Annotated in this window: 20 protein-coding genes; 9 read left to right on the forward strand and 11 right to left on the reverse strand. The window is 64.7% G+C overall.

The window, feature by feature from the left end; translation table 11 throughout:
• Nucleotides 1-9: 9 nt before the first annotated feature.
• Nucleotides 10-861, forward strand: a complete 852-nt coding sequence (locus tag FRZ44_RS14715) for an ABC transporter ATP-binding protein (protein WP_151177897.1) — start codon at nt 10-12, stop codon at nt 859-861.
• A complete protein-coding gene (locus FRZ44_RS14720) occupies nt 861-1,646 on the forward strand; it encodes an ABC transporter ATP-binding protein (RefSeq protein WP_151177898.1) in 786 nt (261 codons plus the stop codon). The genes FRZ44_RS14715 and FRZ44_RS14720 overlap by 1 nt, the downstream gene beginning before the upstream one ends.
• A 153-nt stretch (nt 1,647-1,799) precedes the next feature.
• Here FRZ44_RS14720 and FRZ44_RS14725 read toward each other — a convergent pair whose 3' ends face one another.
• A complete protein-coding gene (locus FRZ44_RS14725) occupies nt 1,800-2,240 on the reverse strand; it encodes a hypothetical protein (protein ID WP_225308263.1) in 441 nt (146 codons plus the stop codon).
• Nucleotides 2,241-2,249: 9 nt separating this feature from the next.
• Entirely contained in the window at nt 2,250-2,804 is a 555-nt protein-coding gene (locus FRZ44_RS14730) for a cupin domain-containing protein (RefSeq protein WP_151177899.1), read from the reverse strand.
• A gap of 157 nt (nt 2,805-2,961) precedes the next feature.
• Here FRZ44_RS14730 and FRZ44_RS14735 point away from each other — a divergent pair, with 157 nt between their 5' ends.
• The 3 genes from FRZ44_RS14735 (at nt 2,962) to FRZ44_RS14745 (ending at nt 7,806) form a co-directional block, all read left to right on the forward strand.
• Complete coding sequence (locus FRZ44_RS14735; RefSeq protein WP_151177900.1) at nt 2,962-4,296, forward strand: aspartate aminotransferase family protein; 1,335 nt, start codon at nt 2,962-2,964, stop codon at nt 4,294-4,296.
• 304 nt (nt 4,297-4,600) lie between these two features.
• Nucleotides 4,601-5,719 carry an alanine dehydrogenase gene (gene ald / locus FRZ44_RS14740; protein WP_151177901.1) on the forward strand — a complete coding sequence of 373 codons (1,119 nt, stop codon included), beginning with the start codon at nt 4,601-4,603 and terminating at the stop codon, nt 5,717-5,719.
• Nucleotides 5,720-6,024: 305 nt separating this feature from the next.
• Nucleotides 6,025-7,806: an adenylate/guanylate cyclase domain-containing protein gene (locus tag FRZ44_RS14745; protein ID WP_151177902.1), complete on the forward strand. Its 1,782-nt coding sequence runs from the start codon at nt 6,025-6,027 to the stop codon at nt 7,804-7,806.
• A 171-nt stretch (nt 7,807-7,977) separates the two neighbouring features.
• Here FRZ44_RS14745 and FRZ44_RS14750 read toward each other — a convergent pair whose 3' ends face one another.
• From FRZ44_RS14750 to FRZ44_RS14765, 4 genes are all read right to left on the reverse strand, one after another.
• Nucleotides 7,978-8,724: an SDR family oxidoreductase gene (locus tag FRZ44_RS14750; protein WP_151177903.1), complete on the reverse strand. Its 747-nt coding sequence runs from the start codon at nt 8,722-8,724 to the stop codon at nt 7,978-7,980.
• 29 nt (nt 8,725-8,753) lie between these two features.
• Nucleotides 8,754-9,746 (reverse strand): aldo/keto reductase, encoded by a 993-nt coding sequence (locus FRZ44_RS14755; protein ID WP_151177904.1) that lies wholly within the window; start codon nt 9,744-9,746, stop codon nt 8,754-8,756.
• A gap of 64 nt (nt 9,747-9,810) precedes the next feature.
• Nucleotides 9,811-10,044, reverse strand: a complete 234-nt coding sequence (locus tag FRZ44_RS14760; protein WP_407657984.1) for a DUF2255 family protein — start codon at nt 10,042-10,044, stop codon at nt 9,811-9,813.
• Between the two features lie 192 nt (nt 10,045-10,236).
• The gene (locus FRZ44_RS14765; protein WP_151177905.1) at nt 10,237-10,635 is read right to left on the reverse strand and encodes a (R)-mandelonitrile lyase; all 399 of its coding nucleotides are present in this window, start codon (nt 10,633-10,635) and stop codon (nt 10,237-10,239) included.
• Nucleotides 10,636-10,754: 119 nt separating this feature from the next.
• Between FRZ44_RS14765 and FRZ44_RS14770 the strand changes: the two genes are divergently transcribed.
• Both FRZ44_RS14770 and FRZ44_RS14775 read left to right on the forward strand, forming a co-directional pair.
• Nucleotides 10,755-11,651, forward strand: a complete 897-nt coding sequence (locus FRZ44_RS14770; RefSeq protein ID WP_151177906.1) for a LysR family transcriptional regulator — start codon at nt 10,755-10,757, stop codon at nt 11,649-11,651.
• Between the two features lie 261 nt (nt 11,652-11,912).
• Nucleotides 11,913-13,364: a class I adenylate-forming enzyme family protein gene (locus FRZ44_RS14775; protein WP_151177907.1), complete on the forward strand. Its 1,452-nt coding sequence runs from the start codon at nt 11,913-11,915 to the stop codon at nt 13,362-13,364.
• Between the two features lie 17 nt (nt 13,365-13,381).
• Here FRZ44_RS14775 and FRZ44_RS14780 read toward each other — a convergent pair whose 3' ends face one another.
• The 4 genes from FRZ44_RS14780 to FRZ44_RS14795 all read right to left on the reverse strand — a co-directional run bounded on the left by FRZ44_RS14780 (nt 13,382) and on the right by FRZ44_RS14795 (nt 16,875).
• A complete protein-coding gene (locus FRZ44_RS14780) occupies nt 13,382-14,083 on the reverse strand; it encodes a DUF4410 domain-containing protein (protein WP_151177908.1) in 702 nt (233 codons plus the stop codon).
• A gap of 182 nt (nt 14,084-14,265) precedes the next feature.
• Nucleotides 14,266-15,321: an MBL fold metallo-hydrolase gene (locus tag FRZ44_RS14785; RefSeq protein WP_151177909.1), complete on the reverse strand. Its 1,056-nt coding sequence runs from the start codon at nt 15,319-15,321 to the stop codon at nt 14,266-14,268.
• Nucleotides 15,322-15,436: 115 nt separating this feature from the next.
• Nucleotides 15,437-16,072 (reverse strand): LysE family translocator, encoded by a 636-nt coding sequence (locus FRZ44_RS14790; protein WP_151177910.1) that lies wholly within the window; start codon nt 16,070-16,072, stop codon nt 15,437-15,439.
• Nucleotides 16,073-16,323: 251 nt separating this feature from the next.
• The gene (locus FRZ44_RS14795; protein ID WP_151177911.1) at nt 16,324-16,875 is read right to left on the reverse strand and encodes a hypothetical protein; all 552 of its coding nucleotides are present in this window, start codon (nt 16,873-16,875) and stop codon (nt 16,324-16,326) included.
• Nucleotides 16,876-17,205: 330 nt separating this feature from the next.
• On the opposite strand from FRZ44_RS14795, the gene FRZ44_RS14800 reads away from it, so the two are divergent.
• Nucleotides 17,206-18,312 (forward strand): mandelate racemase/muconate lactonizing enzyme family protein, encoded by a 1,107-nt coding sequence (locus FRZ44_RS14800; RefSeq protein ID WP_151177912.1) that lies wholly within the window; start codon nt 17,206-17,208, stop codon nt 18,310-18,312.
• Nucleotides 18,313-18,477: 165 nt separating this feature from the next.
• Here the strand turns inward: FRZ44_RS14800 and FRZ44_RS14805 are convergent, their stop codons facing one another.
• Nucleotides 18,478-18,954, reverse strand: a complete 477-nt coding sequence (locus tag FRZ44_RS14805) for a MarR family winged helix-turn-helix transcriptional regulator (RefSeq protein WP_225308264.1) — start codon at nt 18,952-18,954, stop codon at nt 18,478-18,480.
• A gap of 160 nt (nt 18,955-19,114) precedes the next feature.
• On the opposite strand from FRZ44_RS14805, the gene FRZ44_RS14810 reads away from it, so the two are divergent.
• Nucleotides 19,115-19,540: a DUF1036 domain-containing protein gene (locus FRZ44_RS14810; RefSeq protein WP_191908110.1), complete on the forward strand. Its 426-nt coding sequence runs from the start codon at nt 19,115-19,117 to the stop codon at nt 19,538-19,540.
• Nucleotides 19,541-19,743: the final 203 nt, after the last annotated feature.

Consider the following 19,743-nt stretch of genomic DNA (forward strand, 5'->3'; position numbering starts at 1 on the left):
CGCGAACCCATGATCGACACGGGCCAACCCATGCTGCGCGTCGAAGACCTCGCGGTGCGCTATGTCACCCCGACCGGAACGATCGACGCGCTCAAGGGCGTCAGCTTCGAGCTGGGGCGCGAGAAGCTCGGCATCGTCGGCGAGTCCGGCTCGGGAAAATCCACGCTGGGCCGCGCGTTGCTGAAGCTCATCCCCAGTTCGGCCCGGATCACCGCCAAGCGGCTCGAATTCATGGGCCGCGACCTGCGCGGCTTGAGCGAAGCCGAGATGCGTCTCGTGCGCGGCAGGCAGATCTCGATGATCCTGCAGGATCCGAAATTCTCCCTGAACCCGATCATGCGCGCGGGCGACCAGATCCTCGAGGCGCTCACGATCCATGGCGAGGCCCGCGGCCGCGCCGGCCGCCGGCGCGTGATCGATATCCTGAAGGCCGTGCGCATCCGCGACCCGGAGCGGGTCTATAATGCCTATCCGCACGAGCTCTCAGGCGGCATGGGCCAGCGGGTCATGACCGCCATGATGCTGGTGACCAATCCTCTCCTCCTCATCGCCGATGAGCCCACCTCGGCCCTCGACGTGACGGTCCGGATGCAGGTGCTCGCCATCATCGACGATCTCGTCACCCAGCGCGGCATGGGCCTGATCTTCATCAGCCACGATCTCAATCTGGTGGGCTCTTTCTGCGACCGCATCCTCATCATGTATGGCGGGCGGGTGGTCGAGAGCTGCCGCGCTTCGGAGCTGCAGAACTGCACCCACCCCTATACCCGGGGATTGCTGCAGTCGCTTCCCAGCATCGAGCATCCGCGCGAGGTGTTGCCGACTCTGAAGCGCGACCCCGCCTGGCTGCGAGGCGCCTGATGACCAGCTATCTCGAGGTCCGGAACCTGCAGGTCGCCTTCGGCCATGGCGCCAACAAGGTGCAAGCCGTTCGTGGCGTCTCCTTCAGCGTCGAGAAGGGCGAATGTTTCGGCATCGTCGGCGAGTCCGGCTCGGGCAAGACCACGGTCCTGCGCGCCGTCTGCGGCCTCAACTCGGTCTGGGAGGGCGAAGTGCGCATCGAGGGCAAGCCGATCCCCCGCCCGCCCGATCGCGCCTTCTGCCGCACCGTCCAGATCGTGTTCCAGGACCCCTATGGCTCGCTCCATCCGCGCCAGACGGTCGATCGCTGCCTCCGGGAACCGCTGGAGATTCACGGGATCGGCCAGCGCGACCAGCGCATCGCCGACACGCTGGTCGCGGTCGGGCTCGACCGCAGCTTCCGCTATCGCTTCCCGCATCAGCTCTCGGGCGGCCAGCGCCAGCGCGTCGGCATCGCCCGCGCGCTGATGCTGGAACCCAAGCTCCTCTTCCTCGACGAGCCGACCTCGGCCCTCGACGTCTCGGTCCAGGCCGAGATCCTCAATCTGCTGGTGCGGCTGAGGAAGGAGCGCGGCTTCACCTATGTGCTGGTGACCCACGACCTGTCGATCATCTCGCATATGTGCGACCGGCTGATCGTGATGAATGTCGGCCGCATCGTGGAAGCGATGCAGGTCACCGCCTTGCGCGAACGCACGCCCGAGAACCCCTACACCCAGCAACTGCTGCAGGCGAGCCTCGGCTATGACCGCCAGGCGGTGGAGCGGTATCAGCGGTTCGATTGAGGGGACGATTGCGTGGAAGGAGATGCGCGCCCGTCGAACTTGAAAAAAGGTGTCACCCCCGCGAAAGCGGGGGCCCATGTGGAACCAACGTGTCGAGCTTAACGTTGGGCCCCCGCTTTCGCGGGGGTGACCATTGAGCGCAGCGCCAACGCCCTAATCCTCCTTCTCCTCCTCGTCCCGCTGCTCGCCCCCATCCTCATCGTCATGCTCCCACTGGTCGCGGTCGTTGACCGGCGTGGGGAGGCGGCTTTCGAGCCATTCGGCGATCTTCTTCGGCGAGAAGCCCTTGTCGCGGCATTCGATCATCCAGGAGAGATAATCGTGGGGCCCGCCATTCATATAGGGTGGTGGCGAGACCGGCATGAAGGCGGTCGGCAATCTCTCCTCGAGCGAGAGATAATTGAGCACATGGCCCAGCTCCTGAACGGCATGCCAGGCCAGCTCGTCGTCGATGTCGATCGTGAACTTCGCGGACCAGGTACCGTCTTCCTGGCGCTCGGTGCCGATCTTGCCGGTGATCGACGGCACCTTCTGCAGGAAGGCCGTCAGGGGGCGGAAATAGGCCTCGAGATCGATCTTGCTCGTCTGTGCCACGTCATCCTCTCAGAAGCTCGGCGGCGAGTTGGCCGTCACCACCATACATTCCTCGTCGCCCGCGTTGCGAAAGCGATGCGGCGTGCGGCTGTCGAAATAATAGGCGTCGCCGGGCCCGAGGATCGTGCGCCGGTCGCCAACCGTGACTTCGAGATGGCCCGTCACGATCACACCACTCTCCTCGGCCTCGTGGCGCAGCATCTGCGGGCCGGTGTCGGCCCCGGGCGCGTAACGCTCATGGAGCATCTGCATCGCGCGTCCCGCCATGTCGCGCCCGACCTGGCGATAGGAGATGGCGCCGCCCGCCAGCTCGACCAGCTCGGCCGAACGGAAGAAGATCTGCGGCGTCAGGCGCGAGGTGCCGGCGAAGAAATCCGCCAGCGAGATCGGCAGCCCTTCGAGCACCTTCTTCAACAGGCCGACCGAAGGACTGGTCCGGTTCTGCTCGATGAGCGAGATGATCGCGTTCGACACGCCGGCGCGCTTGGCGAGCTCGCGCTGCGAGAAGCCCTGGGCCTCGCGCAAACCCTTGAGCCGCTGGCCCAAATCGAAGCCCGCTTCCATGGCGGGTTCCTTCCGTTGCTGTTTATCTCGATCAATATATTTAACAGCAATTCGCCTTTACCGCCACCATTTGGGGGAGGTTCCGGCCCATTGTTTATTTTCTTAATCGTGATAGGCTCCCGCCCACTTTTCCCTGACCCCTCGCGAGGCCGCTCTCATGACCGCCAACACGGTGGATTTCGACGCTTCCCCGAACAATCTCGAGCCGTTCTGGATGCCGTTCACGGCGAACCGGCAGTTCAAGAAGGCCCCCCGCCTGTTGGTGTCCGCGAAGGACATGCACTATCAGAGCCATGACGGCCGCACGATCCTGGACGGCACCGCCGGCCTCTGGTGTGTGAATGCTGGCCATGCCCGCAAGGAGATCGCCGAAGCGGTCGGCGCCCAGCTCACCAAGCTCGACTACGCCCCGGCCTTCCAGATGGGCCATCCGGCAGCCTTCCAGCTTTCCAACACGCTGACCCAGATGCTGCCCGAGTTCGACCATGTGTTCTTCGCGAACTCCGGCTCGGAGGCGGTGGACACCGCCCTCAAGATCTCGCTCGCCTATCAGCGCGCCATCGGCCAGGGCGCGCGCACGCGCCTGCTCGGCCGCGAGCGCGGTTATCATGGCGTCGGCTTCGGCGGCATCTCGGTCGGCGGCATCGTCTCCAACCGCAAGGTCTTCGGCCCCATGCTGGCGGGCGTCGATCATCTGCCCCACACCCACGACCTCAAGCGCAACGCCTTCGTGCGCGGCCTGCCCGAGCATGGCGCCGAGCTCGCCGACCAGCTCGAGCGGATCGTGGCGCTCCATGACGCCTCGACCATCGCCGCCGTCATCGTCGAGCCGGTGGCAGGCTCGACCGGCGTGCTGCTGCCGCCCAAGGGCTATCTGCAGAAGCTGCGCGCCATCTGCGACAAATACGGCATCCTGCTGATTTTCGACGAAGTCATCACCGGCTTCGGCCGCCTGGGTGCCTCCTTCGCCACCGAATATTTCGGCGTGGTGCCGGACATGATCACCTGCGCCAAGGGCCTCACCAACGGCGTGATCCCGATGGGTGCGGTGTTCGTGCGCAAGGGCATCTACGATGCCTTCATGAACGCGCCCGAAAACACGATCGAGCTGTTCCACGGCTACACCTACTCCGGCAACCCCGCGGCCTGCGCCGCGTCGCTGGCCGTGCTCGATATCTATAAGCGCGAAAGCCTGTTCGAGCGCGCGGCCGAGCTGGCGCCCTACTGGGAGGACGCGGTCCATTCGCTCAAGGGCACCAAGCATGTCATCGACCTGCGCAATCTCGGCCTCATCGGCGCCATCGAGCTCGAGCCGCGCGAAGGCAAGCCGACCGCCCGCGCCTTCGAGGCCTTCCTGGGTTGCTACGAGAAGGGCGTGCTGATCCGCACCACCGGCGATATCATCGCACTGTCGCCGCCGCTGATCGTCCAGAAGACCCATATCGACCAGATCTTCGACACGATCGGGAAAGTGCTGAAGGCGATCAACTGAGCCGAGATTTCGCAACGGATTGGACTGAAAACGGGCTGGCGGCCGGCCTGGCTCCGGATTTCGGAGCCGGCTGGCCCTAGCCAGGGTCCGGGCCAACGGCCTTGATAGAAGCCGGAATCGCTCGAACCGGAAATTCAGGGAAGCCTGCAGGGAAACGTTCAAGCGCCGCGCCTGACATCGGGACAAAAGGCCGGCTGACTGCCAGACTGAAATATCGAGGGTTCTACATCGCCGGCCGGACCGGGCGCCTCTGCGCCCTGGTTCCTGCGGGCCGGTTTACGCTTGTAAGCGTCGGGAGCAAATCATGCTGATTGGTGTGCCTAAGGAAATCAAAGTCCATGAATACCGCGTCGGCCTCGTGCCCGCCGGTGTGCGCGAGCTCGTGCATCATGGGCACAAGGTGCTGGTCGAGACCAATGCCGGCGCCGGCATCGGCTTCGACGACAAGGCCTACAAGGCCGCCGGCGCGAAGATCGCCAAGAACGCCGCCGAGGTGTTCGACAAGGCCGAGATGATCGTGAAGGTGAAGGAGCCGCAGCCCAAGGAGTGCAAGATGCTCTCCAAGGGCCAGGTGCTCTTCACCTATCTGCACCTCGCCCCCGATCCCGAGCAGACCCAGGGACTGATCAAATCCGGCGCCACGGCGATCGCCTATGAGACTGTGACCGACGATCGCGGCGCCCTGCCCTTGCTGGCGCCGATGAGCGAAGTCGCGGGCCGCATGTCGGCCCATGTCGGCGCCTTCTATCTGCAGAAGGAGCCTGGCGGCTCGGGCGTGCTGCTGGGCGGCGTGCCCGGGGTGCAGCCGGGCAAGGTCACCATCATCGGCGGCGGTGTCTCCGGCACGCATGCGGCCAAGATGGCGGTCGGCCTCGGCGCGGACGTCACCATCATCGACCGTTCGATCGGGCGGTTGCGCCAGCTCGACGACATCTTCGGCGGCCGCATCAAGACCGTCTTCTCGACCGTCGACGCGATCGAGCGGAACGTGGTGCGCTCGGACCTGGTGATCGGCGCCGTGCTGGTGCCGGGCGCCGCGGCGCCGAAGCTCGTCACCCACAAGATGATCAAGCAGATGCGCCCGGGCTCGGTCCTGGTCGACATCGCCATCGACCAGGGCGGCTGTTTCGAGACCAGCAAGGCCACCACCCATGCCGACCCGGTCTATCTGGTCGACGGCATCGTCCATTACTGCGTGGCCAACATGCCGGGTGCGGTCGCCCGCACCTCGACCGTGGCCCTCAACAACGCCACCCTGCCCTTCACCCTGGCGCTCGCCAACAAGGGCTATCGCCGGGCGCTCGCCGACGACAAGCATCTCATGGACGGCCTCAACGTCCATGAAGGCCATATCACCTACAAGGCGGTCGCCACGGCGCTGAAGCTCAAATACATGCCGGCGCAGCAGGCCCTGGGTCTCTGATCCTGCGGGTCAGCGACTGAAGAGGGAGCCCCGGTTCCGATGGAACCGGGGCTTTTTCTTTGCGGCACCCGGTACACAAAGTCGGCCGGCTAGCGGAGCAGACGTGCCGCTATGGCCGAACCCAGCCCTAAGCGGTTCTGCTCGCTATCTAGCCCTATGTCCGCTTTCAGTCCCTAAACGGCCGTAAGCTGCGGACTTCTGTCGCATCGGCAGATGACCCAAAGCAGACATTCAGTCGAATGGACTCCCTCGCGGGGCGCCCATACAATTCAGGGCATCGCGTTCTCCGAAGGCGACCCACCCGCATGACTGAAGGCCGCGTCCAACGCCGTCTCACCACGATTCTGGCCGCTGACGTGGTCGGCTATAGCCGGCTCATGGAACTGGATGAAGCCGGAACGATGGCGCAACTGCGGGCGCGTCGACATGATGTCGTGATGCCAGCCGTGGCGCGGCAAGGCGGGCGCATCTTTAAGGTCATGGGTGACGGCGTCCTGATCGAGTTCACCAGTGTCGTCAACGCCGTGGAATGTGCCATCGAATTGCAGAAAGCGATGCAAGCGCAGAATACCGGCCTGCCCGTTCATCAACACATCCTTTTACGCATCGGCATCAATCTCGGTGATGTGATCGTCGAGGGGAGCGATCTCTACGGTGACGGCGTCAATTTGGCGGCGCGGCTCGAGTCACTCGCCGAGCCCGGCGGGATCTGCGTCTCGGGCGATGTCTATCGCCAGGTTCGAAGCAAGTTGCAAATGCAGTTCCAGGATATGGGGGAACAGAAGGTCAAAAACATCGTCGGACCCGTGCATGCCTACAGGGTTCAGGCCGAGGACGCCGCACCGGCCTCGGCAGAATCGCCGGAAATTCACCGATCCGCTTCAACGTTGCCGAATAAACCATCGATTGCCGTGCTGCCGTTTACGAACATGAGCAACGACCCCGACCAGGATTATTTTGCCGATGGCATGGTCGAGGACATCATCACGGCTCTGTCCCGGTTCAATCAGCTGTTCGTGATCGCGCGCAATTCGAGCTTCACCTACAAGGGCCGGGCGGTGGACGTACGCCAGGTGGCCAGGGAACTAGGTGTGCGCTTCGTGCTGGAAGGTAGCGTCCGCAGGGCGGGAAGCCGCGTGCGCATCACTGGCCAGTTGATCGACGCCGCAACTGGCGCCCACCTGTGGGCGGACCGGTTCGATGGAGATCTGGAGGATGTGTTTGAGCTCCAGGACAAGATTACCGGAAGCGTTGTCGGCGCGATCGAGCCGACGTTGCGCAAAGCGGAGATCGAACGCGCGCGACGCAGGCCGGTCGAAAACCTCGATGCCTATGATCTCTATCTCCGCGCACTGCCGCATGTTTATGCATTTCGTCCGGATGAAAATCTGATGGGCCTGAAACTGCTCCAGAAAGCCATCGATCTTGAGCCCACCTATGCGCTTGCGCTCGCCTTTGCTGCATGGTGCCACGAGCAGCGACTGGTGCGAGGCTGGCCGCCCGTGGGCCAAGACGATGCGGGGACTGCCATTGCGCTGGCCCGCAGAGCGATCAGTGCTGGCAGCGACGATGCGATGGCGCTGGCCGCTGCCGGTTTTGTCCTGGTGATGGTGGCGCGGGACTATGATGCCGGTCTTGACGCGGTGCGTCGGGCGTCCGAACTCAACCCCGGTTCCGGGTTTGTCGAGTTTCTATCGAGTACCGCGCTGCTTTTTGGCGGCGATCCCGAAGGCGCGCTGATCCGTGCCGAACGCGCCATGGTCCTGAGCCCCATGGACCCAGGTGCCTTCATGTTTCTGGCCATAGCCGGGATTGCCCATCTTTACGCCGGACGCCCTGAACAGGCATTGGAGCTTGGCAAGCGGTCGGCTGCCCTCAATCCCAACTGGGACTCGGCCTATTGGCTCTTGATCCCCGCCTATGTCCAGCTTGACCGCATGGAAGATGCGCGAGCTGCGCTTGCAAAGCTCGTCGCCCTGTCGCCGGGATTGACGGTGTCGGGCGCCCGACAGCGTCTTCCGATTCGGAACCCCGCATCCTTGGAAATGGTCCTCGAAGGTTTTCGCAAAGCGGGCCTGCCGGAGTGACGGTCCGCCATTTCGGCACCCGGGAACGTCCCCATTTGCCGCAAAGCGGCTCGGCTTTGATATAGCGAGCCCCGGTTCCGATGGAACCGGGGCTTCTTTCTTCGCGGCACATCGAATGCGAGAGAGGTCGATTGGCCAGCTCGCGTCGCAACGGCGCCGAGCCAGAGAAGCTCACAGCTCCTGTCGCGTGGGCCGGAACAGGATCTCGTTCACATCCACCTCTTCGGGCTGGCTCATCGCGAAGGCGACGGTCCGCGCGAAGGAGTCGGCCGGGATCGCGACCTGCGCGTAGAAATTCTGGATCCTTTTGGCGGTATCGGGGTCGGTGACGCTGTCCGGGAGCTCGGTGGCGACCGCGCCCGGCGAGATCACTGTGGTCCGGATGTTGTACGGCTTCACCTCCTGGCGCAGCCCTTCGGACAGAGCCCGCACGGCGTATTTGGTGGCCGCATAGACCGCGGAGCCGGGGCCGACCTTATGGCCCGCCACGGAGGAGACATTGATGATATGTCCCGCTTTCTGCTGCTTCATGTGGGGCAGCGCTGCGGCAATGCCGTATAGCACTCCCTTGATGTTGACGTCGATCATCCGGTCCCATTCGTCGATCTTGAGCCGCTCGAGCAGGGACTGCGGCATCAGCCCGGCATTGTTGATCATCACATCGATCCGCCCATGCGCCTCGACGGCCGCGTCTACCAGTCTTTTGACCTGGTCGCGGTGAGTGACGTCCGTCGTCAAGGCGAGTGCCTTGGCGCCGCCGCCAGTCAGCTCGTCGGCCAGCGATCGAATCCGATCGGCGCGCCTCGCCCCCAGTACGACGCTCGCACCCTCGGCGGAGAGAAGCCGGGCGGTCGCTTCTCCCAGCCCGCTGCTCGCGCCGGTGATGACGACGATTTTGCCGTCGATGTTGCCGCTCATGATCCTCTCCCGACTCCCATGCCGGCGGCTCAGCGGCCGACCATCTTCTGCAGATGTTCCGGATACCGCGCCCCTTGAACCGCGACCTTCGACAGGGTCCGTTCGATGTCGCGGAGATCCTCCGGCGTCAGCAGGACGCCGGCAGCGCCGACATTCTCCGCCAGCCGATGCAGCTTCGTGGTGCCGGGGATCGGCACGATCCAGGGCTTCCGGGCCAGCAGCCAGGCGAGCGCGATCTGGGCCGGCGTCGCCTGTTTCCGGGCCGCGATGTCGCCGAGCAGGGCCACCAGGGCCTGGTTGGCCTTCCGGGCCTCCGGCGTGAAACGGGGAACGACGTTGCGGAAATCTGTCTTGTCGAACGCCGTGTTCTCGTCGATGGCGCCCGTGAGGAAGCCCTTGCCCAGGGGGCTGAAGGGGACGAGACCGATCCCGAGCTCCTCGAGCGTCGGCAGGATCTCGGCCTCGGGCTCGCGCCACCACAGCGAATATTCGCTCTGGAGCGCCGTGACGGGCTGGACCGCGTGGGCGCGCCGGATCGTCTGCGCCGCGGCTTCGGACAGGCCGAAATGCCTGACCTTGCCCTGCCCGATGAGGTCCTTCACCGCGCCCGCCACCTCCTCGATCGGCACGTTCGGATCGACACGGTGCTGATAGAACAGGTCGATGACATCGGTCTTGAGCCGCTTGAGCGAGGCCTCCGCGACCTGCTTGATATGCTCGGGCCGGCTGTTCAAACCCTGCTGCTGGCCGGTCTTCGGATCGAGATCGAAGCCGAACTTGGTGGCGATCACGACCTGCTTGCGGAAAGGCGCCAAGGCCTCGCCCACGAGCTCCTCGTTGGTGAAGGGCCCATAGACCTCGGCGGTGTCGAAAAACGTGACCCCGTGTTCGACCGCCGACCGGATCAACGAAATTCCCGTCGGCTTGTCGACCGCGGGACCGTAGCCAAAGCTCAGTCCCATGCAGCCCAACCCGAGGGCCGAGACTTCCAGGTTGCTTTTGCCGAGTTTGCGCTTCTGCATTTCGAACTCCTGTGATTGGTTCGACGGTTCGCCACGAAGGCGCCGTCTCCGAGATCATATGGGCTTACCGGGGCACGATCTTGATCGTGGCGGCGCGGGCGCGGGCGCCGATGATCGAGCCGAGATAGGGACTGCTGCGATACTTCGCCCGGTAAGCCTCGTCGACGAGGTCGTTGATGGGCCCGTCGACCGTCTCGAACAGCACCTCTTTCGTCATGCCGGCGGCGAGGATGCGCCCCGCTTTCTGCCGCGCGGCAGCCTGATACCATGTGGAGTTCCGACCGTTATAGCCGCGCACATAAAGCGCGCCATCGACCGCGACAGACCAGATCTATGTCGGGGTGCCATAGGTCGTCCCGTCCTCACGGAACGGCGAGATGTGCAGATCGTCCGCCTCCGCGATCTTTCGCAGTTCGTCTTTCGGCCACGCCATGTCGAGTTCTTCTCTGTTGTCGCCTCGCGATGGGAGAGCCCTCTCGAGGGTCCGAGATCACAGGCGATATTGCTCGTCGCTGACCTTCTCCATCCATTCCACGATCTTGCCGTTGGCGTCGCGCTCCTGGATGGCGATATGGGTCATTGCCGTGGTCGGCGTCGCGCCGTGCCAATGCTTCACGCCGGGCGGACACGAAATTACATCACCGGGACGAGTTTCCTCGACAGGGCCGCCCCAACACTGCGTCCAGCCGCAACCGGCCGTCACGATCAAGGTCTGCCCCAGGGGATGGGTGTGCCATGCGCTCCGGGCGCCGGGCTCGAATGTGACGCTGGCGCCCGTCGCACGGGCCGGATCGGGTGCTCGGAACAGCGGATCGATGCGGACCGTGCCGGTGAAATACTCGGCCGGTCCCCTGCCCGACGGCTGTGAGCCGTTTCGCTGGATTTCCATTTCTTTCTCTTCGATTGATCGGGCAGTCCTCGCAACTGTCCTCGATCGTGAATCTAGGGGCTGCGACGGCATGCGATTACCCGCTATAATCGACATAGACTTATGAGCAGGAGCCATGAATGCAGCGCGGCAATCTCGATGCCCTCCTGGCGTTCCTGGCCGTGGGACGGGAGCGAAGCTTCACGAAAGCGGCGGCGAAGCTGGGCGTTTCCCAGTCGGCGCTCAGCCACACCATCCGCGAGCTCGAGGCCCGGCTCGGCGTCCGGCTCCTCACCCGCACCACCCGCAGCGTCTCGCCGACGGAAGCCGGCGAGCGCCTGATTCACAGCCTGGGCCCCCGGTTCGAGGAGATCGATGCCGAGCTTGCGGCCCTGAGCGAGCTGCGGGAAAAGCCCGCGGGCACCATTCGGATCACGGCGACCGAATATGCCGTCGACACGCTCCTCTGGCCGAAGCTCGCAAAATTCCTGCGTCGGTACCCGGACATCAAGGTCGAGATCATCATGGATGCGGGGCTGACCGATATTGTCGCTCAACGCTTCGATGCCGGCGTGCGCAGCGGCGAGCAGGTGGCGAAGGACATGATCGCCGTCCGTATCGGGCCGGACCTGCGGATGGCGGTCGTCGGCACGCCATCCTATTTCAGGACGCGATCAGAGCCGAAGAAGCCGCAGGACCTGATCGGCCACAACTGCATCAATCTGCATCTGCCCAGCTATGGCGGATTGTATGCCTGGGAGTTCGAAAAGGGCGGGCGCGAACTCAAGGTCCGCGTCGAGGGCCAGCTCGTCTTCAACGGCACCTTCCAGATCCTCAATGCCGCGCTCGCCGGATTCGGCCTGGGCTATGTCCCGGAGGATCTGGTACTGCCCCATATCGCCAAGGGCCGTCTCAAGCGGGTGCTCGAGGACTGGTGCCCGCCCTATGCGGGCTATCACCTCTATTACCCCAGCCGACGCCAACCCTCGACGGCCTTCGCCCTGTTGGTGGATGCGCTGCGTCACCGGGGCCAGTGAAGACGCTCTCGAAGACGACCTTTCCTTCGCGCTACGACCATCTCAGAACGAAAGCCACAACCGCGAGGCAAATGATCAACGCACAGACGATCCAGTGCTTCGCCGTCCAATTGTGCATGATCATCGTGACAGGCCCCCACCAAATGATGCGATGAGAATGTTAGCCCGCAATCCCGGATTCTCGAAGCGCTCCCTTTTGCCGTATGGCCCCCGAACGCCTAGGATGCGGCCCGGAACCAGGGTTCATCGGAGGAGTGTCGAATGATTCCGGACGCCGGGAACCTGGGGCAACAGTTGATCGAAGCCTGCGAGCGTTCCGGCATGGCGCCAGCCATCGTCGGCGCTGCAGAATCGCTAAACTATCGGAGCTTCGCCGACAGTGCGGGCAAGACGGCCGAAAGCCTCTGCAAGGCCCGTATCGAGGCGGACGAGCCGGTTCTGCTCGCCGTTTCCAATCGCGTTCATGATCTCGCCGGTCTCTGCGGAATCTGGCTCGCCGGCGGTGTCGCCGTGCCGGTGCATCGCACGAGCATCGAGGCAACCGTCGCCACGCTCATCCGGCGAACCGGCGCCCGCCTCCTCGTCAATATGTATCCGAACATCGTCGTGGCGGCCCCGCTCGCAGCCGACACTCCGGTCAGCTCGCGCGGCGCGCCGCCGCCACCGCGACCGTTGCTCGCCGGCGCGGCCTATATCCTCTTCACCTCAGGCTCGACCGGCGAACCCAAGGGCGTCGTGCTCGCACATGACCGCTTCTCGCGGAAACTCGGCATGATCGACACCGCGCTCGGATTCGTCGGCGGCGAGCGAACCCTGCTGCCCCTGCAGCTCACCTTCATATTCGGGCAATGGGTATCGCTGCTGACCCTGCTCCGCGGCGGAACGCTGGAGCTTTGCGAGAAGTTCGAGGCCACGGGCACGCTGGGACGCCTGGTCGGCACACCGGTTCGACGCGTCGCTCTCGTTCCCACCATGCTTCGGGCGCTGCTGCCGGTCGCCGAGGCGCGCTCGGACGCACGCTACAGCGGCGCGATCATGGCCGGCGGCGAGCCCCTGCCGGCGGCTCTGGGGCGGCGCTTTCGGGCGCTCTGGCCGGCGGCCGCGCTCGGAGACATCTATGGCCTCACCGAAACCGGCAGCTGCGACTTTTTTCTGCCTCCAGAGGCGTATGACGAAGCGGCCGGGAGCATCGGCCGCCCAGGCGCCGGGATCGAATTCCGTCTGAGCCCGGGCGATGGTGAATTGCAGATTCGCACGCCGACCGCCATGCGGGGCTATCTCGACGCGCCGGAGGCGACGGCCGCGGCGTTCGACGACGGATGGTTCCGTACCGGCGATCTGGCGCGGTCTCGCGCGGACGGGCGCGTCGAGCTCGTCGGGCGCGCGAAGGATCTCATCGTCCGCAGCGGCAACAAGATCTCACCGCTCGAGGTGGAACGCGTCTTCGCCGAGCATCCCGAGGTCGCGGGCGCGCTCGCCGTGGGCGCCCCCGATGCGTCGAAGGGCGAGGCGCTCCATCTCCTGGTCGTCCCGCGCGAAGGCGCCCGGCTCGATCAGGCGCGCCTCATCGACTGGGCGCGGGAGCGGCTCGACCGGTTCAAGCTGCCGGATTTCATCCACTTTGCGGCCGAGCTGCCGCTCGGCCGCTCCGGCAAGGCCGATCGCGGGATGCTGCGGACGTTGATCCAGGCCAAAACGCCGCCACGTCCGTAGAGCAGGACTCCGCCCGTCTACTGAATCCAGCCCTGCCTTTTCGCGGCATCCACCAGCTCGACCGAGATCTCATCGGCCGTGCGCTTGGCGGCACCTTCGATCGTCGTCGCGCCGCTTGCCTCTCCAGCCACCTTCACCGTGCCGGCGACCACGAGCCCGATCGGGTTCGCGGTGGCAGCCAGAACGGCCAGCGGCAGGATGACCCCCGGCATATGGCCGCCCTCTGAATTCACTTCTCCGCTCCCGAGCAGATGCAGACCATAGGACCTCATCTGGTAGCCTTCGACCACCGTCACCAGGCTCGCATCGCCGGATCCAAAGCCGATCAAGACGCGCTTGGCCACGCTGCCCTGATTGACCGAACCGAAGTAGCCCTTGATCACGATGTCATTGACTTTCGGGGCCGGCTGCCCTGCGGCCTGGACTGCCGGCAGTCCCGCCTCGCGGAGATCCGCGACGAGTTGCTTTGCCACCTCGGCCCCCACCTGCTCGGTGACCTGGAGTTGTTCGGGCGTGGGCTTGCCGGCGCTATCCCCGGCGAAAGACGATTCCGGCGGCACGTTGTCGGGGTTCGCGGTGAAATCATAGACGATGATGCGATCGGGTCGGGCGAGCGGCGGCCCCGCGTAAGTCTTTCGGTTGGAGACCTCGGTCGAGGCGCAGCCGGTCACAAGAACAAGAACAAACATGCACGCAACAGCACTATGGAGCAGCTTCATCACTACCTCCGAAAAAGGAGCCGGAAGGCCCGCCACGACGAAGGTGAGAATCTAATGCCAGCCAGCCTCTGTGGGCGAGCCGAAAGTTCATTGTCCTTGTGGATTTATCCCTCCGCCACGGTCCGGGTCCGTCTCGATGCAGATCGATGGCGCTGTCGAAGGCCTTTCACTCAACAGGATTGCTAAGTCCGAACAGCGCTCAAGCGATATAAGGTCCCGACGACGCTCGGCGCGTACCGGCCTGGCGCGAAGGCGCTGGCCAGATTTGTCTTTGCGCGCCAACCCGTGCAGTGACCGGGAGCCACGAGGCGTGGATCGATGCGCGACTGCAGATCGCGGACTGTCGGCTCGATCCGCGCCTCCATGGCCTTGCCGGACAGATGATAGCCGCCGAGCACGAGGTCGATGGGAGTATCCGGAAAATGCTTCTTCGCGCCGAGGCAGGCATTGACGATGCCTGCATGCGAGCAGGCGGAAAGCACAGTCACGCCTCGGCCTGGGATGCTGGCCGCGACGAAGCGCTCATCCATGATCAGGGGATCCGGTTTGCCGTCGTCGCCGCGGAAACTGTGGTGACCGGCAAGCCCGGTCTCGTAGCTGGTGACGCGATCGATCGCTCCGCTCCCGAAGAAGAAGCCGCCACAGAGGGGATGGGGATCATCGCGGGTCACGGTCTCGCCGCCGCATTGCGCGATGTCTTCGAAAGTGGGTTCCTTCGGCAGCATGAGCATGACGCCGCTCGGCAACAGAACGCCACGCTGGTCCGGTCGGTCCGGATGAAGATCGACGATCGGCGGAGACAAACCGGCCCTCGACCGCGCCTTGCCGATGGCCGCGATGACTTCCGGAAGACCGCCGCTGTGATCGAAATGCCAATGCGACAGGAAGATGCATTCGATTGCCGAGAGATCGACGTCGAGGCGCCGGGCATTGTCGAGCCAGAGGTCGGGATAGGGGCCGACATCGAAAAGCATGCTGCGTTTCTGCCCACCCCGGCGACCGGTGAGCAGCACCGAGAGTCCGTGACAGGCGCAGCACAGCTGGTCGAATACCACCTTGCAGTCGTGGCCTTCATACTTGCGGCTTGGCGGGGTGCGCGCGGCGAGGTGGACGACCTCCGGGATCTGCGGCACGCCTTCGTCGACGCTCGACAAGGTATCGGTTTCGTTGTCGACGACGACGAGGATCTCCAGCTCATCCAGGCTCAGCACACCATGGGGGCTTGAGTCTCCGCTCATGTCGTCACCCTCGTTCCTGACGATGTTCTCCCGAGATGCCCATCGTCGACCAGGATAGTACCAGGCATGGCCGGACGACACCCGGCTTCCGTCCGCTGCGACCGCCAGATCCAGATCAGCCCAGAAGCGACAGTTCGCGTGCCAAATGCCAGAGCGTGTTGAGCGCGAAGCCGATGAACATCACGCCGGTGGCGCGGATGATCCAGATCTCATGCGTCGCATAGAAACGCCGCAAGGGGCCGGTGCCGACGAGCCAGATCAGGATGAAATCGGCGGCGACGAACCCGGCGAGGCAGGCCGCCAGGAAGATCGGCGCCTGGCTCCAGCCGAAGCCCGCCAGCTGCCCCGCCAGGATCGCGGTGAAGACCGCGAGCGTCACGGGGTAGCTCTTGGGATTCGAGACCCCGAACAGCACGCCGCGCAGATAGGGCCGGTCGACATCGGCGCTGGTGCCGCCCTCCGGGCGCTTGCGCACCAGGACGGCCCGCGTGCCGAGCCACAGCAGATAGAGCCCGCAGGCGAGCGCCAGCCCATGGAACAGCCAGGGCGAGACGAGATTGGCGCCGACCAGGGCCACCAGCGCCAGGCTGCACCAAAGCGTGTCGCCGAGGAGGTGGCCGAACAGGAATTGCGCCCCGGCCCAGCGGCCGCGCGCCGCGCCGATGCCGATGAAGGCGATGACCGCCGGTCCCGGCGTCAGCACCACGATCGCGCCGGCGATCGCGGCGGAGACGAGCAATGCGAGATCCATCGATTCCAGTTCCCTGCCGGCAACGCCGGGGCGCCATCCGCGCGCCGGCCCGCCATGATCAATGGCGGTAGGAGACTGTCAACGGGCGGATCGGCGATGCGCGCTCTGTTATCTTCTCCCCCGTCTTCCGGGGGAGGATTAAGGAGGGGGCTGCTCGGTATCCGAAATCGCGTCTTCCCCCTCCCTGACCCTCCCCCGTTCCGGGGGAGGGGACATGAGGGCAATCAGCTTCCCGAAGCGCCGTTATGCCCTCAGCAAGCCTCCCGCCGACAGTTCCGCAGCACACCGTCCCAGTTGCTCCACACCGCCCAGACTGCGGCGGACTGAGCCTTGCTCATCGGCAGCCGCGCCGGTGCCTCGGGCCCGGCGATCCAGATATAGGCCATGCAGGGGGTCCCGAGCGGCTCGTCGCAGGCATTCTCGCCGGCGCTGGCCAGATCGTCCCCCCTCAGCCCGGCCGGACACACGACAGCATGAACGAGACCCGTCTGGCCGATCTGGTGGCAGGCCGCTGCGGCCGTGCCGCCGCTCCGCGCATAGGCGATGACGAGGAACGCGGCGACCAGGACGGCAACCGCCGCGCCGACGACGATGCCGATCAGCGTCCAGCTCGGCCCCTCCTCCGTCGGCTCGCGACGGACAGCAGCCTTGCCCTTGGCCCGCAGCACCCGCTTGCCGGCCGCGACCACACCGCCAGCGCCCGCCACCAGTTGCTTCGCGCCCACCGCACGGGCGGGCGAAGAACGAAAGGCGTGGCTGGAGGCCGCATTGCCGGCCATCACGAATCGCGCGGGCTGTCGCATGATCATCCTCCGTCGGCGGTGCGCAGACCGTGGGATCATCGGCCGGACCGCCTCGAGCTCGGCGGGTGGCCGCGGACACCACGAAAAAGAGATCCGAATGTCTGCGCTCTGTCGGCTGTCTCTCCGATAGCAGTTGAAGGGCCGCAAAGGCTGCGGTACCACCCCAGGAGAGCATGAGGGCCGTTAAAACATCGCAATCATAAAACTCAATTTATCTAAAATTTTTAATCGACTACGATCGTTTGCTGAGTTCGGATTCAACACCCTTCTTCGCCTCGACGTAGCCGCCCGCCGCCGCGCGGCTGACGATTCACGCCACAGGACCCCGCCATGAAAATCACCGCGATCCGCATCAGCCAGCATCGCTACAAGTTCGACCCGCCCTTCCACGCCAGCTGGGACACGCGGCCCCGCACCCATTGGGACGCGACCATCGTCCGGGTCGAGACCGACGAGGGCATCACCGGCATCGGCTCGGGCGACCTGATGGTGGGATTCGCCGGCCATGAGGAGCTCTTCGTCGGCCAGGACCCGATGGCGATCGAGCGCCATTACCGGGTCCTCGCCAACATCAATTTCCATTACGGCCGCTGCTGGCCGCTCGACCTGGCGCTGTGGGATCTCGCCGGCAAGATCACGGGCCAGCCCTGCTGGAAGCTCCTGGGCGGGCTCTCCAACAAGGTCCGCGCCTATGCCTCGTCCGGCACGCTGCGCAAGCCCGAGCAGTTGGTCGAAGTCGCCCAGCAATTCATTGCGCAGGGCTTCGGCGCCATGAAGATCCGCTTCCATCGCGGCGACTGGCGCCAGGACATCGCGGCGTTGACCGCCGTGCGCAAGGCGGTCGGCGACAAGCTCACCCTGATGGTCGACTGCAATCAGGGCTGGCGCATGCCCTGGGACACGGCCCAGCCCTGGAGCCTGAAGGACGCGCTCCAGGTGGCGAAGCCGCTCGAGGGTCTCGAGGTGTTCTGGATGGAGGAGCCGCTCCATCGCGCCGACTATGACGGCATGGCCGCCCTGCGTCAGTCGACCCGGGTGCGCATCGCCGGCGGCGAGATGACCCGCGAGCTCCACGAGTTCCGCAACCTGATCCAGCGCGGCAGCCTCGACGTGCTGCAGCCCGACGTGGCGCTGGTGGGCGGCATCACGGGCCTGCGCCGCGTCGGCCAGATGGCGCTCGAGCACAACCTGGTCTTCACGCCCCACACCTGGACCAACGGCATCGGCGTCGTGGCCAATGCCCATCTCACCGCCGGCGCCACCGGGGCGCCCTTCCTGGAGTTCCCCTACGACCCGCCCGAATGGGGCCTCGACCGGCGCGACTACATGCTGGTCGATCCGGTCGACGCCAAGGGCGGCTGGTTCACGCTCACGGACAAACCCGGCCTCGGCATCGAGCTCGACGAGGCGCGGCTGAAGGCGACGAAGATCGGGTGAGGCGGAGAGACTCGGCGGGAAGATCGGAAGTGTTGTTCCCTCCCCCGGAACGGGGGAGGGTCAGGAAGGGGGAAGACGCGGTTTCAGATACCGAGCAGCCCCCTCCTTAATCCTCCCCCGTAAGACGGGGGAGGAGAGAATGGAGTCCGCTCCCTTTTCCGCGAATCAGGCCGCGGCGTCCTGCGACGAGGACGGGGTGCGCTGGCCGATGCTGATCTGGTTGTTCCAGAACCGCTCGAGCTTCAGGAGCGACTTGTTCACACCTTCGAGCTGGGCCATCTCGGGGCCCAGGGCCTCGACATGGCGGTCATACATCACGCGGATGCGGTCGCGGACGGCGAGCGCCTTTTCCGACAGCCGGACGATCTGGCTGCGGCGGTCGTGGCGGGAGCGCTCCTGGATCAGATAGCCGTTCTCGACCATCTTCTTGACGTTGTAGGAGACGTTCGAGCCCAGGTAATAGCCGCGCTGGGTCAACTCGCCGACCGTCAGCTCATCGTCGCCGATGTTGAACAGGATCATCGCCTGCACGTTCGACAGGTCGCGAATGCCGCCGCGGTCGAGCTCGACCTTGATGACCTCGAGACATTGCCGATGCAGGCGCTCGATCAATCCGATGGTGCTGAGATAGCCGGCTGTCACGGTTGAGACTCCTTGGCCTTTATCCGAAATTCTCCGAATGGCCATGGGTAGCACCGCTCTGCTTAAGCCTTCCTTTACGGCTCTGTGTGCATGAAGAGGCATGCGCCAAGTCATTCCAAACACGGCAATTTTCAGGGGTCTCCTGATCTTCATCCGGAGGATGAGGAAAGCCCGTTTTCTGCATCTGATCCCTGTCCTTGTCGCGGGCGCCATTCTGGCCGAAGCCGGCCCGGCGAAGGCCGACTTCAATGTCTGCAACAAGACCAAGGAACGGGTCGCCGTGGCCTTGGGATTCCGCCAGCAGGGTCAATGGCTGTCCCAGGGCTGGTGGAACGTCGAGCCGGCGCGCTGCGCCACGCTCCTGCCCGGCAAGCTCGCCGAGACCAAGTACTATCTCTATGCCGACGCCAAGGCCCATAACTGGTTCATGGGCGGCGGCTTCCGCTTCTGCGTGAAGAACGACGAGTTCAAGGTGATCGGGAACAGCAACTGCCCGCTCCAGGGCGCTGTCCCCCTGGGCTTCCGTGAGGTCTCGGTCGGCAAGAACGCGAGCTTCACTTACGAAATATACGAACCTACACCGTAAAATATATCTATTTTACGGTTTCAATTGACAGGGGGAATCCATTTCCCCATATTTCTTGCACGCGCCGATTTGAGCCACAGCTTGCGGGCGCGATAAAAATGCAGCTAAAGCGACGGTCGGTCCGACCGCCCAGCTTTGCTGCGGCGGTCTTTTTGTTTTTGACCGAAAGGATTTCGGGAGTGGTTCTCCTGGCAACCGCCGAA

Origin of the sequence: Hypericibacter terrae, assembly GCF_008728855.1 — a bacterium.
Taxonomy (GTDB): domain Bacteria; phylum Pseudomonadota; class Alphaproteobacteria; order Dongiales; family Dongiaceae; genus Hypericibacter; species Hypericibacter terrae.

Coding starts and splice junctions, on each gene's coding strand:
- FRZ44_RS14715 (WP_151177897.1), top strand. CDS start 10: ATGATCGACACGGGCCAACCCATGCTGCGCGTCGAAGACCTCGCGGTG.
- FRZ44_RS14720 (WP_151177898.1), top strand. CDS start 861: ATGACCAGCTATCTCGAGGTCCGGAACCTGCAGGTCGCCTTCGGCCAT.
- FRZ44_RS14730 (WP_151177899.1), bottom strand. CDS start 2,804: ATGGAAGCGGGCTTCGATTTGGGCCAGCGGCTCAAGGGTTTGCGCGAG.
- FRZ44_RS14735 (WP_151177900.1), top strand. CDS start 2,962: ATGACCGCCAACACGGTGGATTTCGACGCTTCCCCGAACAATCTCGAG.
- ald (WP_151177901.1), top strand. CDS start 4,601: ATGCTGATTGGTGTGCCTAAGGAAATCAAAGTCCATGAATACCGCGTC.
- FRZ44_RS14745 (WP_151177902.1), top strand. CDS start 6,025: ATGACTGAAGGCCGCGTCCAACGCCGTCTCACCACGATTCTGGCCGCT.
- FRZ44_RS14750 (WP_151177903.1), bottom strand. CDS start 8,724: ATGAGCGGCAACATCGACGGCAAAATCGTCGTCATCACCGGCGCGAGC.
- FRZ44_RS14755 (WP_151177904.1), bottom strand. CDS start 9,746: ATGCAGAAGCGCAAACTCGGCAAAAGCAACCTGGAAGTCTCGGCCCTC.
- FRZ44_RS14765 (WP_151177905.1), bottom strand. CDS start 10,635: ATGGAAATCCAGCGAAACGGCTCACAGCCGTCGGGCAGGGGACCGGCC.
- FRZ44_RS14770 (WP_151177906.1), top strand. CDS start 10,755: ATGCAGCGCGGCAATCTCGATGCCCTCCTGGCGTTCCTGGCCGTGGGA.
- FRZ44_RS14775 (WP_151177907.1), top strand. CDS start 11,913: ATGATTCCGGACGCCGGGAACCTGGGGCAACAGTTGATCGAAGCCTGC.
- FRZ44_RS14780 (WP_151177908.1), bottom strand. CDS start 14,083: ATGAAGCTGCTCCATAGTGCTGTTGCGTGCATGTTTGTTCTTGTTCTT.
- FRZ44_RS14785 (WP_151177909.1), bottom strand. CDS start 15,321: ATGAGCGGAGACTCAAGCCCCCATGGTGTGCTGAGCCTGGATGAGCTG.
- FRZ44_RS14790 (WP_151177910.1), bottom strand. CDS start 16,072: ATGGATCTCGCATTGCTCGTCTCCGCCGCGATCGCCGGCGCGATCGTG.
- FRZ44_RS14795 (WP_151177911.1), bottom strand. CDS start 16,875: ATGCGACAGCCCGCGCGATTCGTGATGGCCGGCAATGCGGCCTCCAGC.
- FRZ44_RS14800 (WP_151177912.1), top strand. CDS start 17,206: ATGAAAATCACCGCGATCCGCATCAGCCAGCATCGCTACAAGTTCGAC.
- FRZ44_RS14810 (WP_191908110.1), top strand. CDS start 19,115: ATGAGGAAAGCCCGTTTTCTGCATCTGATCCCTGTCCTTGTCGCGGGC.